The following is a 15,522-nucleotide window of genomic DNA, read 5'->3' on the forward strand; positions in this document are numbered from 1 at the left end:
TCACGGGTGCGGGACGACGGCCACCGGGCAGCCGGCGTGGTGCAGCATCCCGCTCGCGACGGAGCCGATCCGCGCGCCCACCGCCGTACGGCGCGCCCGGCGCCCCACGACCAGCAGCTGGGCGTGCTCGGCCGCGGCCAGCAGCACCTGGCCCGCGCTGCCCATCTCCACGTGCTCGACGACGGGGACGTCCGGGAAGCGCTCCCGCCACGGCTGGAGCGCCGCGGACAGCGCCTTCCGCTCGTACGGTTCCAGGCCGCCGGCCTCGTCGAGCAGCTTGAGCGAGCCTGGGCTGTAGGCGAACACCGGCGGCAGCGTCCAGGCGCGTACCGCCCGCACCCCGGCGCCGCGCGCGGCGGCGGTCCCGAACGCGAAGGCCAGGGCCGCGGCGCTGTCCTCGGGGGCACCCTGCTGGCCCACGACGACCTCCCGGCCCGCGGCCTCGACGGAGGGCCGGTCCCCGGCGCGCACCAGGACGACGGGCCGTTCGGTCCCGGCAATCACCTGCTGTCCGACGGAGCCGACCAGGAACCCGACGAGTGCGCCGCGTCCGCGCGAGCCGAGCACCAGCGCCTCCGACTCCGCAGCGGCGCCGAGCAGGGCCGGCACGGCGTCGTCCTCCACGGCGTCGGCGGTCACGGTCAGGCCCGGGTGGCGCTCGGTGACGGTCCGGACGGCCCCGCTGACCGACTCGCGCACCCACTGGCGCTGGGTGTCCCGGTCGCCCACGTCGAAGGCGTCGTGCACCTCGTGGCGCCAGGCCCGCACCACGCGCAGCGGCAGCCCGCGGCGCTCTGCCTCCCGAGCGGCCCACGCCAGTGCGGCGAGGCTCTCCTCCGATCCGTCCACCCCTGCCGTGATCGGGCGCGTCATGCCGTGTGCCTCCCTGTGTGGTGTGCCGTCGTCGGTGCCAGTCTCCCCTACCGGCCGATCACCGAAGCGGGCGGCCGTGGATGCCGCCTCCGGCGTACCCGGGCGAAGCGGGACGGCCGCACATACGATGGGCAGAAACCGGCGCGGTGACGACGGGGGCGCACCGGGCAGCCGATCCGAGCACGCGGGGTGACAGCCGCATGACACAGGCCGTGGAGCAGGCGCGGACCGTCATCATGACCGTGGACGACGATCCGGGGGTCTCCCGCGCCGTCGCCCGGGACCTCAGGCGGCGCTACGGCGGGTCGTACCGGATCGTGCGCGCGGAGTCCGGCGAGTCCGCGCTGGACGCGCTGAGTGAGCTGAAGCTGCGCGGCGACCCCGTCGCCGTCATCCTGGCCGACTTCCGCATGCCGCGGATGAACGGCATCGAGTTCCTCGAACGCGCCCTGGACATCCACCCGGGCGCCCGGCGGGTGCTGCTGACCGCGTACGCGGACACCGACGCGGCGATCGACGCGATCAACGTCGTCGACCTCGACCACTACCTCCTGAAGCCCTGGGACCCGCCCGAGGAGAAGCTGTACCCGGTCCTGGACGACCTGCTCCAGGTCTGGCGGGCCGGCGACTACCGGCCGGTGCCGAGCACGAAGGTGGTCGGGCACCGCTGGTCGGCGCGGTCCTCCCAGGTGCGGGAGTTCCTGGCCCGCAACCAGGTGCCGTATCGCTGGTACTCCTCGGACGAACCGGAGGGCAGGCGGCTGCTGACCGCGGCCGGGCAGGACGGTCAGCGGCTGCCGCTGGTGGTCACCCCGGACGGCACCCCGCTGCTCGAACCGGAGCCGGCCGAGCTCGCGGCCCACGTGGGGCTCGCGACGACACCGGCGGCCGACTTCTACGACCTGGTGGTGGTCGGCGGCGGCCCGGCCGGGCTCGGCGCGGCCGTCTACGGGGCCTCCGAGGGGCTGCGGACGGTGCTCGTGGAGCGCTCGGCGACCGGCGGGCAGGCGGGGCAGAGCTCCCGGATCGAGAACTACCTCGGGTTCCCGGACGGCGTCTCCGGCGCCCAGCTCACCGACCGGGCCCGACGGCAGGCGACGAGGTTCGGCGCGGAGATCCTGACCGCGCGCGAGGTGACCGGCCTGGAGATCTGCGGCGCGGCGCGGACCGTGCGGTTCTCCGACGGTTCGGCGGTCGCCGCGCACAGCGTGATCCTGGCGACGGGCGTGTCCTACCGGCAGCTTCCGGCGCCCGGCGTGGAGGAGCTGACCGGGTGCGGGGTGTTCTACGGTTCGGCGCTGACCGAGGCGCCCGCCTGCCAGGGGCAGGACGTCTACATCGTCGGCGGCGCCAACTCCGCGGGGCAGGCCGCGATGTACCTGTCGCGGGGCGCGAAGTCGGTGACCCTGCTGGTGCGCGGGGCGTCGCTGGCGGCGTCGATGTCGTACTACCTGATCCAGCAGATCGAAGAGGCCTCCAACATCACGGTGCGCACGGGCACCGTCGTGGACGCCGCGCACGGCTCGGGCCATCTGGAGAAGCTGGCCCTGCGCGACACGGCCACCGGGGAGACCGAACTCGTCGACACGCAGTGGATGTTCGTCTTCATCGGCGCGGCGCCGCGGACCGACTGGCTGGACGACACGGTGCTGCGGGACGGGCGCGGGTTCATCCTGTCCGGGCCCGACCTCACCGCCGACGGCCGGCCGCCCCCGGGGTGGGAGCTGGACCGGCCGCCGTACCACCTGGAGACCAATGTGCCCGGCGTGTTCGTCGCCGGTGACGCGCGGGCGGAGTCCGCCAAGCGGGTCGCGTCCGCCGTCGGAGAGGGAGCCATGGCCGTGTTGCTCGTCCACCGTTACCTGGAGCAGTCGTGAGCGGCAGGAGGATGCCGTGCGGCGCCGGTGAGATCGGCTCGCTGTTCCTGTTCGAGAAGCTCCGGCCCGAGCAGCTGGGCCGGCTGTGCGCCGAGGGGCGGGTGGAGATGTTCGAGCCCGGCCCGGTGTACACCGAGGGCGAGCCGGCCACCTGCTTCTACGTGATGATCGAGGGCACGGTGGTGCTCTCCCGCCGGGTCGGCGGCGACGACGTGGAGGTCACCCGGACCTCGCAGCGCGGGGTGTACTCGGGCGCCATGCAGGCGTACCTCGGGGACCGGCTGCGGCAGGTCTACATCAACTCGATGCGGGTCACGGAGCCGACGCGGTTCTTCGTGCTGCCTGCCGACGCGTTCGCGGACATCATGCGGGAATGGTTCCCAATGGCGGTGCACCTGCTGGAGGGGCTGTTCTTCGGGTCCAAGAGCACCCAGGCGGCCGTCGGGCAGCGTGAGCGGCTGCTCGCGCTCGGCTCACTGTCCGCCGGACTGACCCATGAGCTCAACAACCCCGCGGCGGCGGCCGTTCGGGCCACCGCCACGCTGCGGGAGCGGGTGGCCAAGATGCGGCGCAAGCTCGCCGTGATCGCCGAAGGACCCTTCACCCGGGACCAGTTGACCAGCCTCATGGAGATCCAGGAGCGTACGGCCGAGCGGGTCGCCAAGGCCCCGGATCTCAGCCCGCTCCAGGCCGCCGACCGCGAGGACGCGCTCACCGACTGGCTGGAGGACCACGGCATCGACCAGGGCCCGCAACTGGCGCCCACGTTCGTGCAGGCGGGCCTTGACGTCGACTGGCTGGAGCAGGTCGCGGCGGCCGTCGACGAGGAGATCCTGCCGGGTGCCGTGGGGTGGCTCAACTACACGGTGGAGACGGAGCTGCTGATGGACGAGATCGGGGACTCCACCACCCGGATCTCCCGTCTCGTGGACGCCGCCAAGCAGTACTCCCAGCTGGACCGTGCCCCCTACCAGGTCGCCGATGTGCACGAACTCCTCGACAGCACCCTGCTGATGCTGTCGGGCAAGATCGGTCCGCGTATCGAGGTCGTCAAGGAGTACGACCGTACGCTGCCGCGGATCCCCGCCTACCCGGCCGAACTCAACCAGGTGTGGACCAATCTGATCGACAACGCGGTGTGCGCCATGAACGGCGCGGGCGGCGAGGGCACCCTGACCGTGCGGACCGCGCTCCACGACGACCGGCTGCTGGTCGAGTTCCGGGACACCGGGCCGGGGGTGCCGCCGGAGATCCGGGACCGCATCTTCGACCCGTTCTTCACCACCAAGCCGGTCGGCCAGGGCACCGGACTCGGTCTCGACATCTCCTGGCGGATCGTCGCCAACAAGCACCACGGTGCCATCCACGTGGAGTCGGTGCCCGGCGACACCCGGTTCCAGGTGCTGCTGCCACTGACCGCCGGTGAAGGCGACGGACCGACGGCGGCCGGATCGCCGCTCACCGCCGAGGACCGCCCGACATCCGAGGAGCCGACATGACCCGTGACACCGGAATCGACCCGAGCGTGCCGCCCAGCGGCTCCGGCTGTGCCGAGTGCGACGCGGCCGGCGGCTGGTGGTTCCATCTGCGGCGCTGCGCCCGCTGCGGCCACATCGGCTGCTGCGACGACTCCCCCGGCAAGCACGCCACCGCCCATCACCGGGCCACCGGGCACCCGGTGATCCGCAGCTACGAGCCGGGCGAGGGCTGGTTCTGGAACTACGACACGAACGAGTTCTACGAGTCCGGACCCGCACTCGCGCCGCCCGAGAGCCACCCGGCGAACCAGCCGGCCCCGGGCCCGGAGGGACGCGTCCCGGCGGACTGGGCGGACACGCTGCGCTGAGCCGCGCCCCCTGCCGTACATGCGGATGCCCTGCCGCGGCGGGGCATCCGGGTCACCGTGTTCGGACGGTCTGTCAGCGGCCGGCGGCCGGGGTGTTGGCGGCGGTGACGTTGACCGCGGCCCAGGCCCGGTCGACCGCCTTGTACTCGGTGCCGGTCGCGCCGTAGAGGTCCCTGGCCGCCTTCAGCGTCGCGACGCGCGCGTCGTGGAAGTCGGTCGTGGACACCATGTAGCGGGTGAGCGCCCGGTAGAACACGGCCGCGGCCTTGGTACGGCCGATGCCCTTGACCGGCAGTCCGTCGTAGGTCGGCGAGTTGTAGGTGACGGCGCCGATCCTCTTGCTGCCGCTGCCCTCGGCGAGCAGGTAGTACGCGTGCGAGGAGACACCGGAACCGGCGTGCACCTCGGTGAAGTACACCTCGGGCGACCAGTAGTCGATCGCGCCCTCGAGCCTGTCCAGGGACGGCCGGTCGAGCCGGCGCAGGAACTTCTGCGCCAGGCCCAGCTTCTCGCCGATCAGGTAGTTCGGCGGGTTCTTGGGGTTGTCGGCGTGGAACTCGACACCGGAGCCGAAGATGTCGGCCAGTGACTCGTTCAGCGACCCCGGCTCGCCGTACTGGTTGCCGGCGGAGTCCACGAAGGTGGGTTCGAGTCCGGCGGTGGCGTCGACGACCCCGTGGGTGAGTTCGTGGCCGGTGACGTCGAGGGCGACGAGCGGCTTCTTGAACATCCCGCCGTCGCCGTCGCCGTACAGCATGCAGGTGCACGCCGGGTCCCAGAACGCGTTCGCGACCTTGTTGCCGAAGTGGACCATGGCCTGGGCGCCCTTGCCGTTGTTCTTGATGCCCTTGCGCCCGAAGGACTTCTTGTAGAAGTCCAGGGTCCTGGTGATCCCGTACTGCGCGTCCACGGCGGCGCTGGCGCGGCTGGAGACGGCGCCGTTGCCCCACGTGTCGGTGGTGCTGGTGAACTTCGCACCCCGCGCGAAGTTCTCCAGCGGCTGGTTCTTGGCGTCCCGGGTCTCCGTGCCGTACCGGCTGGGGTCCTTCAGCAGGAAGCTCTTGCTCGCCGTCTGGGTGGTGGTCAGGGAGACCTTGCCCACGAACAGGGAGGAGCCGGTGCCCGTCGCGGTCCGCGGATAGCCGGCGGCCGTGGCCGACCGCGTCGCGGCGAGGGCGGCGGGCCGCGGGGTGTTGCCGGTGGCCGGGTCGAGCGTCTCGCCATGCCTGCGCAGGGTCTCGACCAGCCGGGGCGAGAGGAACCCGTCCCGGTCGGGCATGTCGCTGCGCACCTCGCCGGTGACGGCGTCGACGACGACGGTCCGGGAACCGCCGCTCCCGGTGGTCGCGGGGGCCGTGACCCGCACCTCGTAGGCGAGGGCGGAGGCGCCGCCGCGGGCGTCCACGACGAGCCGCGTGGTGCCCGCCTCTCCGTGGGCGGCCGAGGCGGCCCTGACCGCCGCCTGTCCCGGGGTCAGCGCGACCCGGGTGACGGCGGGCCGGACGGTGTGACCGGCGGCCCGGGTGACGCCGGTGTACCTCAGTTGCCGGTCGAGGTGGACGACGAGGTCGCCGCCGAGGACCGGCAGTCCCCGGTGGGTGCGTATGAACCGGACGTGGCGCGCGCCCTCGGGGTCGAGCAGCACGTCCCGGGCCCGCAGTTCGTCCCCCTGGGTGACGCCGGTCGCGGACGCGTGCGCGAAGGCCGCGGCGCCGGCGGCGGCCACCACCGAGTCGGTGGATGTGCCGGCGGACGACACGGTGTGGTCCTGCCCCCCCGGCAGGGGCGGCCAGCGCCGGGCCGGCCAGGCCCGTGACGGCCGTCGCCACCGCGACGGCGAGCGCCACGGTGCGTATATGGGGTCTGTGCACTCTCGGGAGTTCCTTCGTTCGTGGCGGAGGCCCGGATCGCCGGCCGCCCGGGGATGACGCCGGTGCGCCATGGGAGCTGGTCGGGCCCCCGGGAGGGAACTCTCATGGATCGATCATGTGCATGTAAAGCACGAATGATCCATTCCGTGCGATACAGGACAATCCTTTGCCAATCCATCCCACTCAGTGATCGGCGAACGACCAACTGTGTGTCGTCCGTGGAGATGTGACTCGATGGGAGAAGGTTGCGCTGCCGGAATGTGATCGATCTCGCACGGATCACCGCGCGGGCGGAGACGGGAGAGGAAACGTATGGCCTCACGAACGGTGTGCAGCGGTGCGGTACTCGGATCACTGGTGCTGGCCCTGCTGGCGGGACCGGCGCACGCGGCGGGCCACCGGCCCGGGACGGCGGCACCGGACGCGCTGCCCGCGCCGGACACGGCGGCGCTGGGCACCCTCCTGCGCACGGCACTGAAGCAGGGCGCGCCCGGCGCCATGGCGCGGATCGACGACCACCGCCTGTCCTACGACGACCACCCCACGGTCCACAAGGCCACGGAGGGAGTCGCCGACCGCAGGACCGGGGACTGGATCAACACGGCCGACCGGTTCCGCATCGGCAGCGTCACCAAGACCTTCTCCGCGGTCGTGCTGCTGCAACTGGCCGCCGAGGGCCGGGTGAAGCTCGACGACCCGGTCAACCACTACCTGCCGGGACTGCTGCCCGACGACCGGATCACGGTGCGGCAGGTACTCGGCCACCGCAGCGGTCTGTACGACTACAGCGACGAGATGTTCGCCAGGACCGTGTCCGGCTTCGAGGCCGTGCGCACCAGGGTGTTCACCTACCGCCAGTTGCTCACCCTGTCCCTGAAGCACCCGCTCACGCACGCGCCCGGCACCGCCTACGCCTACTCCAACACCAACTTCGTCGTCGCCGGCCTGCTCATCGAGAAGCTGACCGGCCACTCGGTGCGCACCGCGTACGAGAACCGCATCATCAAGCCGCTGAAGCTCAGCGACACCTTCTACGTCCACCCCGCCATGAAGATCCCCGGCCGGTACGCGCACGGCTATCTCACCCCCGACGAGGCCGGGTCGCCCCTGGTCGACGCCACCGAGCAGACGATGTCCTGGGCGCAGAGCGCGGGCGCGCTCATCTCCAGCACCCGCGACCTCAACACGTTCTTCTCGGCTCTGCTGGGCGGTCGGCTGCTGCCCCCCGCGCAACTGGACCAGATGGAGCGGTGGATCCCGGCGGGCACCGCCCAGGCGTACGGGCTCGGGCTGCGCCGCCGCGACCTGTCGTGCGGGGTGTCGGTGTACGGGCACACCGGCGCCGTGCAGGGCTACTACACCTACGCGTTCACGAGCAAGGACGGCCGACGCAGCCTGGCCGCGCTCGCCAACACCTCCAACAACGGCGCGGTGCACCTGACGATGCTGCGCACACTGGAGTCGGCGTTCTGCGGCAAGCGGACGAAGGTGCTCGGCACTGCCCAACTGCCCGGTACGGCCCTGGAGAACGACCTCGCCCAGTGACCTTGGCGGAACGGGCGACTCCGGGCCAGGATGCCCGCATGAAGGGTGACCTGTTTTCCAGTGAGTACGTGGTGGGCCCCGCGACCGCGCCGGGCATGTCCGTCGAGAACTCCAAGTGCGTCAAGTACACGGTGGACGGCGAGATGTTCGCCCGCCAGGGCTCGATGGTGGCCTACCGCGGCGATCTGCGGTTCGAGCGCAAGGGCCAGGGCGTCGGCGGCATGCTCAAGCGCGCGGTCACCGGGGAGGGGCTGCCGCTGATGGCGGTGCGCGGGCAGGGCGAGGCCTGGTTCGCGCAGGAGGCCCAGAACTGCTTCGTCGTCGAGGTCGACCCGGGTGACGAGTTCACCGTCAACGGCCGCAACGTACTGTGCTTCGACGCGACGCTGTCGTACCAGATCAGGACGGTCAAGGGCTCGGGCGTAGCGGGCGGCGGGCTGTTCAACAGCGTGTTCACCGGGCAGGGGCTCCTGGGCCTGGTGTGCGAGGGCAGTCCGCTGGTCATACCGGTCACGCCGCGGCAGCCGGTGTACGTCGACACGGACGCGGTCGTCGGCTGGACCGCCCGCCTCCGGACGTCGCTGCACCGCTCGCAGTCGTTCGGCTCGATGCTGCGCGGCGGGTCGGGCGAGGCGGTGCAGCTGATGCTGGAGGGCGAGGGGGTCGTCGTCGTCCGGCCGAGCGAGGCGACGCCGCACCGGCCGCAGCAGCACTGAGGGAGCGGTCCTTCTCGCGGGCCGGGATCCGGCGAGACCTGTTGACCTGCGTGCCCCCGACAGGTGAGGGTCGGGTCGGCGCGGATCACCACCCGCGCCGGAAAGGTGGACTGCCTTGATCGGCATCTCGGAGATCGAAACCGCGGCCGAGCGGATCGCCGGACACGTCGTGCGCACCCCGACCGTGCCGAGTCCCGGCCTGTCCGCGCTGCTCGGCGCCCCGGTGACCGCGAAGCTGGAGCTGTTGCAGCGCACGGGCTCCTTCAAGGCGCGCGGCGCGACGGCGCGACTGCTGTCGCTCGACGAGGCGGAGCGGGCCGCGGGCGTGGTCGCGGTCAGCGGCGGCAACCACGGGATCGCGCTCGCGGTGATGGCCGCCGCGCTGCATGTGAAGGCCACCGTCGTCATGCCGCGCTCGGCGCCCGCCCGGTCCGTCGCGATCGCGGAGGAGGCCGGGGCGTCGGTACGGCTGACCGACGGCATGGACGAGGCGTTCGCCACGGCCGCACGGCTGCGGGACGAGGGGCTCACCCTGGTCCATCCCTTCGACGACGCGGTGGTGGTCGCCGGCCAGGGCACCGTCGGCCTCGAACTGGCCGCGGACGCCGGCGAGCTGACCGACGTGCTCGTCAGCATCGGTGGCGGCGGGCTGATCGCGGGCGTCGCCGCGGCGCTGCGCACGCTGCGGCCCGGGGTGCGGATCTGGGGCGTGGAGACCGAGGGCGCCCAGGCCATGTCCGAGGCGCTGGCGTCCGGTGGCCCGGTGCCGGTCGCCCTCTCCTCGATCGTGACGACGCTGAGCGCCCCGGCGGTGTCGCAGCTGACGTACGACCATGTCCGCGCCCTCGTCCACGAGGTGCTCGTGGTGCCCGACCGGGAGGCCGTGCGAGGCTGCCTCGACCTCGCCGAGCACGCCAAGGTCTGGGCCGAGCCCGCGGCGGGCTGCCTGCTGCCGGCCGCCCGGCACGTCCGGGAGCGGATGGGCCCGGACGTCCGGCTCGGCCTGGTGGTGTGCGGCGGCAACGCGGCGGTCGCCGACGTCATGTCCTGGGCGGACCGGTTCGGACTGCGCTGACACGCGCCCCCGGTCCCGGCCGTCGCGGCACGGGGAGATCCGGTCGGACGGCCGGGCATCTCCCGCGGATCAGGGGTACCAGAGGGGTCTACGTCCCGATGTCGTCCTCGGAGGGCCGAATTCGTGAACGCGTTGGTGCACAAGAGTCTGGTGGTGCAGTTGCAGGCGCACGGCACGGAGCGCTTCCCCGTGCTGGCGCACTTGGAGTACGACGCCGACGACCCGTTCGCCGTCACGGTCGTCTTCGCCCACGACGGGCGGGTGCTGGCCCGGTGGAGGGTGGACCGGGGCATGCTCGGCGAGGGGCTGACGAAGCCGGTCGGCGTCGGCGACGTCCGCTTCCGTCCCGTCGCGGACGGCCCGTCGGAGGAGCTGTGCATGGAGTTCTACGGCGACGCCCACGCCGACGGGGGCCGGCAGCACGCGGCGGTGTTCTTGTGGGCGTCCGCCGTCGCGGCCTTCCTGCGGGAGACCCATGCCGTGGTGGCGCCGGGCGAGGAGGAGGCCGGTGTCGACGACTTCCTCGCGGAGGTGCTCGCGGGGAGCTGAGCCAGGGCCGCTCGTTTGGATCATGCCGGGCTCGCCGGCCCTGGCACAGTGCCTCACCGGGTGGTGTGGCGGCGCCGGGTCCACAGGGGCAGCGCGAACCAGCACAGCAGGTACCAGGCCACCACCGCGGCGACCAGCCAGGACACGAACCCGCCGTGCGTCGCCACCCTGAGGATCAGCAGCAGGGAGGAGGTCATGGTGGCGAGCAGCAGGAGGAGACCGACGAAGGTCAGCCGTGAGGCCCAGGCCACGGCCTGGGGCTTGACCCGGCGCCCGGAGACCAGCCGGTGCAGGGACACCGGGCCGGTGAGCGCGCCGGTCGTCGCGGCACCGAGGACGACGGTGACGACGTAGATCACCTGGTCGGTGTGGCTCAGGTGGTCGTACTTCGGCTGGAACACGACGGTGAGCAGGAAGCCGAAGAGGATCTGCACACCCGTCTGGGCCACCCGCACCTCCTGGATGAGCTCCGCCCATCTGCGGTCGGCCCGCTCCTCCTCGGTCTCGTGGCGCCCCCAGCGCCCCGCGTCGCTGTCTCCCGTCACCGCCATTCCGCCTCCCGGCTTCCGGCCCCCGGAGCCGGCCCGCGTCCCGGGCCCGCCCCTGTGTCATGCGGGTTCCCCGGCGAGCGGTCCCCGACCCGCCGCTACCAGCGGGCCTCCACCTGGTCCTTGATCCGGCGCTCGTAAAGGTCCCGGATCGCCGTGAGGGTCTCCTCGCCCAGCGGGGGCAGCTTCGCGGCGGCGGCGTTCGCGCGTGCCTGTTCCGGCGAGCGGGCGCCCGGGATGACCGTGGTGACGCCGGGCTGCTGGATGATCCAGCGCAGCGCGAGCTGGGCCGGGGTCCACCCCTCGGGGGCGAGCGCGGCGAACTCGGCCGCGGCCTCCACGCCCGTGGCGAAGTCGACGCCGGAGAAGGTCTCGCCCTGGTCGAAGGCCTCGCCGTGCCGGTTGAAGGTGCGGTGGTCGTCGGCGGCGAAGACGGTGTCCTTGGTGTACTTGCCCGACAGCAGCCCGGAGGCGAGCGGGACCCGGGCGATGATGCCGACGCCCGCCTCCCGCGCCGCGGGCAGCACCTCGCGCAGCGGTTTCATGCGGAACGGGTTGAGGATGATCTGCACGCTCGCCACGTTCGGCCGGGCGATCGCCGTCAGCGCCTCGGCGCAGGTCTCCACGCTGACGCCGTAGGCGGCGATCCGCTCCTCCTCCACCAGGGTGTCCAGCGCGTCGAACACCGCGTCGCTGGAGTACACGGGGGTGGGCGGGCAGTGCAGCTGCACCAGGTCGATGCGGTCGACGCCCAGGTTGCGCCGCGAACGGTCGTTCCAGGCGCGGAAGTTGTCCAGGACGTAGTTCTCCGGGACCTGCTCGACGCGCCGGCCCATCTTGGTGGCGAGCAACACGTGGTGGTCCGGCCGGCTGCCGAGGAAGGTGGCGATGGCCGACTCGCTGCGCCCGTCGCCGTAGACGTCGGCCGTGTCGAAGAAGGTCACCCCCGACTCGGCGGCCGCCTCCAGTACGGAGACGGCTTCCTTGTCGTCCACGTCGCCCCAGTCGGCGCCCAGTTGCCAGGTGCCGAGCCCGACGACCGACGCGTGCTGGTGCGACCTGCCGAATTCACGTTCGTCCATGGCGACAGTCTGTCATCAGCCGTCCGCCCGCACGGAGCGGGCCGCTCCGGGTGCTCACCCGGGCAGGGGCGCCGGCGGCGACCGCTGGGGCCGGTGCCCCGTGCGTGCCGAACGGGCTATCCGGCGGCCGCCGTGCGGCACTCCGGGTGGCCCCAGCCCTGGTCGTTGCGGGCGATGGACTCGCCGGCCGCGTAGGAGCGGCCGCACGCGCAGCGGCCGGGGAACTTCGCCTTGATCGTGCGGGACGACGCGCCGCCGGCGCCCGGCCGCGCCGCCTTGGTTCCGTTCGCGCGGCGGCGCGGGGCGGCGGACGCGGGGGCGGCGGGCGGCGGCTCCGGCGAGCCGAGGGCGCTGCCCGCGGACTGCTGCACGCTCGCCGCCTGGCTGGCCGCCCGGTCGGCGAAGTCGTTCAGCGGGTCGCCGTCGACCTGGTGGGCGGGCACGTAGCGGAAGTCGACCGAGCGGCCCTGGAGCAGCTCGTCGATCCGCACGACCAGTTCCTGGTTGGCGACCGGCTTGCCCGCGGCCGTCTTCCAGCCGTTGCGCTTCCAGCCGGGCAGCCAGGTGGTCACGGCCTTCATCGCATACTGCGAGTCCATCCGCACCTCGAGCGGCACGTCCGCGTCGGTCGCCGTCAACAGCCGCTCCAGCGCGGTGAGTTCGGCGACGTTGTTGGTGGCGGTGCCGAGCGCTCCCGCCTCCCAGCGGGCGGGGGTCCGGGCGTCGTCCGAGACGACCCACGCCCAGCCCGCCGGACCCGGATTTCCCTTCGACGCCCCGTCGCAGGCGGCCACCACACGTTCACGCATGGGCCCGATCATGCCACGCCGGCCGGGCCCTCCGGACCGCCGCCTAGGACACGTCCGCGGCCTGCGGCTTCTCCCCCTGCGTCGTGGTGATGTCGATCACCGAGAAGTTCGCACCCTGTGGATCGGTGAGCGCCGCGAACCGGCCGAAGGGGCTGTCGTGCGGGCCGAAGCGCAGCACACCGCCCCGCCCGGTGGCGGCGGCGACCGCCTCGTCGCAGTTCGCGACGGTGAAGTACACGTTGATGTACGACGGCACCTCGGACGGGAAGTCCTCCGTCATCGTCATCCGGCCGAGAACGGTCTCGCCGCCCACGTCGAACAGACGGAAGTCGATCGCCTCGTCCTGGAGCTGCTTGGCGGTGTAGCCGAAGACGGCGGAGAGGAAGCTGTCGGCCTTCGCGGGCTCGCGGGTGAAGACCTCCGCCCAGCAGTAGGCGCCGGGAACCGCGGTCGCCTCGAAGCCCTCATGGGTGCCGCCCTGCCACACACCGAACACGGCGCCGCTGGGCTCCCGGGCCAGGCACATGGTGCCGAAGTCGCCGACCTGCATGGGCTCCATCAGCACCTCGCCGCCCTTGTCGCGGATCCTGCGGGCGGTGGCGGCGGCGTCCGGCGAGGCGAAGTACAGACACCACTGCGACTGCCCCTCCTGCCCGGGCATCGGCGGTACGACGGCGGCCACCGCCTTGCCGTCCGCGTAGGCCTGGGTGTAGTTGCCGTACTCCGACGAGGACTCGCCGAAGGTCCAGCCGAGGACGTCGGCGTAGAAGCTCTTGGCCCCCTCGAGGTCGCTGAACATCGCATCGGCCCAGCAGGGGGTTCCCTCGGGTCGTAGCGCCATGGCCGCCGCCCTCTCCCGTTCGGTGATGTGTCCCGCCCTCACGCTAGTGACTCCCGGGTCCGGTCGCGCGCCGAGCGGGCTCGCCTGTTCCACACTGGGACGGACAGAGGTGTACCGGACAGGGGCGGACCGGGCGGCCTTCGGCGGACGGGGCGCGAGATGGCGGACGGCGGGATGACGGACGGCACGATGCGGGCGTGGACGGTGACCGGGCCCCGGCCGGTGGAGGAGGGTCCTCTGCGGCTGACGGCGAAGCCGATTCCCGTGCCGGGGGACGACGAGTTGCTGGTGCACGTGCGGGCGTGCGGGGTGTGCCGCACCGATCTGCACGTGACCGAGGGCGATCTGCCGGTGCACAGGGCCGGGATCACGCCCGGCCACGAGGTCGTGGGCGTGGTCGCGGGCCGGGGGCGGGCCGTGAACGGCTTCGCGCCCGGCGACCGGGTGGGCGTGGCCTGGCTGCGCCGCACCGACGGCACCTGCGCGTACTGTCTGCGCGGCGCCGAGAACCTGTGCCCGGCCTCCCGGTACACCGGCTGGGACGCCGACGGCGGCTACGCCGAGTACACGACCGTCCCGGCCGCCTTCGCCTACCGGCTGCCCGGCGAGGTCGACGACGTCGCGCTCGCGCCCCTGCTGTGCGCGGGCATCATCGGCTACCGGGCGCTGCGCCGGGCCGCCCTGCCGCCCGGCGGACGCCTCGGCCTGTACGGGTTCGGCGGCAGCGCCCACCTGTGCGCGCAGGTGGCACTCGCGGAGGGCGCCAGGGTGCACGTCATGACCCGCGGGGCGGCCGCGCGGCGACTCGCTCTGGAGCTGGGCGCGGCCTCGGCCCAGGACGCGTACGCGGTGCCGCCCGAGCCGCTGGACAGCGCGATCCTGTTCGCCCCCGTGGGCGATCTGGTGCCCGTGGCGCTGCGGGCCCTCGACCGCGGCGGTGTCCTGTCCGTGGCCGGTATCCACCTGAGCGACACACCGCCGCTGCGCTACGAGAGCGAGCTCTTCTACGAGAAGGAGCTGCGCAGCGTCACCTCGAACACACGTGAGGACGGCCGGGACTTCCTCGCCCTGGCCGCCCGGCACGGGGTGCGCGCCACCACGCACGCCTATCCGCTCTCCCGGGCCCCGCAGGCACTGGAGGACCTCAAGGCCGGCCGCTTCGACGGGGCCGCGGTGCTGGTGAACGACCTGCCCTGACCGGGGCCCGCACCTCGCGCCCGGCCCGTGCACAGGATGGCGGGGCCGGTCCACTCCCCCGGATGGGTGGACCGGCCCCGTCGCCCGCCGTCACTCGCCCGCGTACGCCCTTTCCAGGGCGGCGATGTCGAGCTTGCGCATGGCGAGCATCGCCCGCGTGGTGCGGGCCGCCTTCTCGGCGTCGGGGTCGCCGATCATCTCGATGAGCTTGTCCGGGACCACCTGCCAGGAGACGCCGTACTTGTCCTTGAGCCAGCCGCAGGGGCCGGGCTCGCCGCCGTTCTCGGTGAGCTTGGTCCAGTAGTGGTCGATCTCCTCCTGGTTCTCGCAGTGGATCTGGAAGGAGATCGACTCGTTGAAGGTGAACTGGGGACCGCCGTTCAGCGCCACGAACTTCTGGCCGTTGGCCACGAAGTCGACCGCGATCACCGATCCGGCCGGGCCGGGCCCGGCCTCCGTGTAGCGGCCGATCCGCCCGATGGTGGAGTTCTTGAAGATCGAGACGTAGTGGTGGGCGGCTTCCTCGGCCTGGCCGTCGAACCAGAGACAGGTGGTGAATCCTTCGGTGGCCACGGGTTCCTCCTGGGGTGTGCGACGCGGTCACGTGTATCGACCGGCCCGCGCCGCGAAACTCATCGGCGCTTCCGGAGAAAATCCGCGGGCGCTTCGGCGGGCCGGAACCAGTGCCGCGGC

Annotated in this window: 14 protein-coding genes and 1 pseudogene; 8 read left to right on the top strand and 7 right to left on the bottom strand. The window is 72.6% G+C overall.

Annotation, left to right across the window (positions count from 1 at the left end):
* The gene (locus tag ACIQMV_RS28280; protein ID WP_141364430.1) at window positions 1-873 is read right to left on the bottom strand and encodes a universal stress protein; all 873 of its coding nucleotides are present in this window, start codon (window positions 871-873) and stop codon (window positions 1-3) included.
* Window positions 874-1,073: 200 nt separating this feature from the next.
* Here ACIQMV_RS28280 and ACIQMV_RS28285 point away from each other — a divergent pair, with 200 nt between their 5' ends.
* From ACIQMV_RS28285 to ACIQMV_RS28295, 3 genes are read left to right on the top strand one after another with little or no spacing between them, the layout of a single operon-like run.
* The gene (locus ACIQMV_RS28285; protein WP_401774306.1) at window positions 1,074-2,750 is read left to right on the top strand and encodes an FAD-dependent oxidoreductase; all 1,677 of its coding nucleotides are present in this window, start codon (window positions 1,074-1,076) and stop codon (window positions 2,748-2,750) included.
* An 11-nt stretch (window positions 2,751-2,761) separates the two neighbouring features.
* Window positions 2,762-4,249, top strand: coding sequence for an ATP-binding protein (locus ACIQMV_RS28290; protein ID WP_388484059.1), 1,488 nt, complete (start codon window positions 2,762-2,764; stop codon window positions 4,247-4,249).
* Complete coding sequence (locus ACIQMV_RS28295) at window positions 4,246-4,596, top strand: UBP-type zinc finger domain-containing protein (protein WP_141364424.1); 351 nt, start codon at window positions 4,246-4,248, stop codon at window positions 4,594-4,596. Before ACIQMV_RS28290 ends, ACIQMV_RS28295 begins: the two co-directional genes overlap by 4 nt.
* A gap of 73 nt (window positions 4,597-4,669) precedes the next feature.
* Here the strand turns inward: ACIQMV_RS28295 and ACIQMV_RS28300 are convergent.
* Window positions 4,670-6,467: pseudogene (locus ACIQMV_RS28300) on the bottom strand (M4 family metallopeptidase).
* A gap of 312 nt (window positions 6,468-6,779) precedes the next feature.
* On the opposite strand from ACIQMV_RS28300, the gene ACIQMV_RS28305 reads away from it, so the two are divergent.
* From ACIQMV_RS28305 to ACIQMV_RS28320, 4 genes are all read left to right on the top strand, one after another.
* On the top strand, window positions 6,780-8,012 hold the full coding sequence (locus ACIQMV_RS28305) for a serine hydrolase domain-containing protein (RefSeq protein WP_402596198.1): 1,233 nt from the start codon (window positions 6,780-6,782) through the stop codon (window positions 8,010-8,012).
* A 38-nt stretch (window positions 8,013-8,050) separates the two neighbouring features.
* A complete protein-coding gene (locus tag ACIQMV_RS28310) occupies window positions 8,051-8,728 on the top strand; it encodes an AIM24 family protein (RefSeq protein WP_402596199.1) in 678 nt (225 codons plus the stop codon).
* Window positions 8,729-8,843: 115 nt separating this feature from the next.
* Entirely contained in the window at window positions 8,844-9,803 is a 960-nt protein-coding gene (locus ACIQMV_RS28315; protein WP_141364416.1) for a threonine/serine dehydratase, read from the top strand.
* Between the two features lie 123 nt (window positions 9,804-9,926).
* A complete protein-coding gene (locus ACIQMV_RS28320; protein ID WP_141364414.1) occupies window positions 9,927-10,352 on the top strand; it encodes an SsgA family sporulation/cell division regulator in 426 nt (141 codons plus the stop codon).
* A 53-nt stretch (window positions 10,353-10,405) separates the two neighbouring features.
* Here the strand turns inward: ACIQMV_RS28320 and ACIQMV_RS28325 are convergent, their stop codons facing one another.
* The 4 genes from ACIQMV_RS28325 to ACIQMV_RS28340 form a co-directional block, all read right to left on the bottom strand.
* A complete protein-coding gene (locus ACIQMV_RS28325) occupies window positions 10,406-10,903 on the bottom strand; it encodes a DUF6328 family protein (RefSeq protein ID WP_402596200.1) in 498 nt (165 codons plus the stop codon).
* 95 nt (window positions 10,904-10,998) lie between these two features.
* Entirely contained in the window at window positions 10,999-11,982 is a 984-nt protein-coding gene (locus ACIQMV_RS28330; RefSeq protein WP_401774314.1) for an aldo/keto reductase, read from the bottom strand.
* A 116-nt stretch (window positions 11,983-12,098) separates the two neighbouring features.
* Window positions 12,099-12,803: a ribonuclease H gene (locus ACIQMV_RS28335; protein WP_402596201.1), complete on the bottom strand. Its 705-nt coding sequence runs from the start codon at window positions 12,801-12,803 to the stop codon at window positions 12,099-12,101.
* 31 nt (window positions 12,804-12,834) lie between these two features.
* Entirely contained in the window at window positions 12,835-13,632 is a 798-nt protein-coding gene (locus ACIQMV_RS28340) for a VOC family protein (protein ID WP_402596242.1), read from the bottom strand.
* Window positions 13,633-13,821: 189 nt separating this feature from the next.
* Between ACIQMV_RS28340 and ACIQMV_RS28345 the strand changes: the two genes are divergently transcribed.
* A complete protein-coding gene (locus tag ACIQMV_RS28345) occupies window positions 13,822-14,829 on the top strand; it encodes a zinc-binding alcohol dehydrogenase family protein (RefSeq protein ID WP_402596243.1) in 1,008 nt (335 codons plus the stop codon).
* A gap of 90 nt (window positions 14,830-14,919) precedes the next feature.
* On the opposite strand, the gene ACIQMV_RS28350 is transcribed toward ACIQMV_RS28345, so the two are convergent.
* Window positions 14,920-15,402 (bottom strand): VOC family protein, encoded by a 483-nt coding sequence (locus tag ACIQMV_RS28350; RefSeq protein WP_402596202.1) that lies wholly within the window; start codon window positions 15,400-15,402, stop codon window positions 14,920-14,922.
* Between the last annotated feature and the right edge of the window lie 120 nt (window positions 15,403-15,522).

The sequence above is a fragment of the Streptomyces sp. NPDC091412 genome (genome assembly GCF_044756885.1).
Taxonomy (GTDB): domain Bacteria; phylum Actinomycetota; class Actinomycetes; order Streptomycetales; family Streptomycetaceae; genus Streptomyces.

Bases quoted from the DNA above. Each gene is read 5' to 3' on its own strand.
- ACIQMV_RS28280 (WP_141364430.1), bottom strand. From the start codon at position 873: ATGACGCGCCCGATCACGGCAGGGGTGGACGGATCGGAGGAGAGCCTC.
- ACIQMV_RS28295 (WP_141364424.1), top strand. From the start codon at position 4,246: ATGACCCGTGACACCGGAATCGACCCGAGCGTGCCGCCCAGCGGCTCC.
- ACIQMV_RS28285 (WP_401774306.1), top strand. From the start codon at position 1,074: ATGACACAGGCCGTGGAGCAGGCGCGGACCGTCATCATGACCGTGGAC.
- ACIQMV_RS28305 (WP_402596198.1), top strand. From the start codon at position 6,780: ATGGCCTCACGAACGGTGTGCAGCGGTGCGGTACTCGGATCACTGGTG.
- ACIQMV_RS28290 (WP_388484059.1), top strand. From the start codon at position 2,762: ATGCCGTGCGGCGCCGGTGAGATCGGCTCGCTGTTCCTGTTCGAGAAG.
- ACIQMV_RS28310 (WP_402596199.1), top strand. From the start codon at position 8,051: ATGAAGGGTGACCTGTTTTCCAGTGAGTACGTGGTGGGCCCCGCGACC.
- ACIQMV_RS28335 (WP_402596201.1), bottom strand. From the start codon at position 12,803: ATGATCGGGCCCATGCGTGAACGTGTGGTGGCCGCCTGCGACGGGGCG.
- ACIQMV_RS28345 (WP_402596243.1), top strand. From the start codon at position 13,822: ATGCGGGCGTGGACGGTGACCGGGCCCCGGCCGGTGGAGGAGGGTCCT.
- ACIQMV_RS28340 (WP_402596242.1), bottom strand. From the start codon at position 13,632: ATGGCGCTACGACCCGAGGGAACCCCCTGCTGGGCCGATGCGATGTTC.
- ACIQMV_RS28325 (WP_402596200.1), bottom strand. From the start codon at position 10,903: ATGGCGGTGACGGGAGACAGCGACGCGGGGCGCTGGGGGCGCCACGAG.
- ACIQMV_RS28330 (WP_401774314.1), bottom strand. From the start codon at position 11,982: ATGGACGAACGTGAATTCGGCAGGTCGCACCAGCACGCGTCGGTCGTC.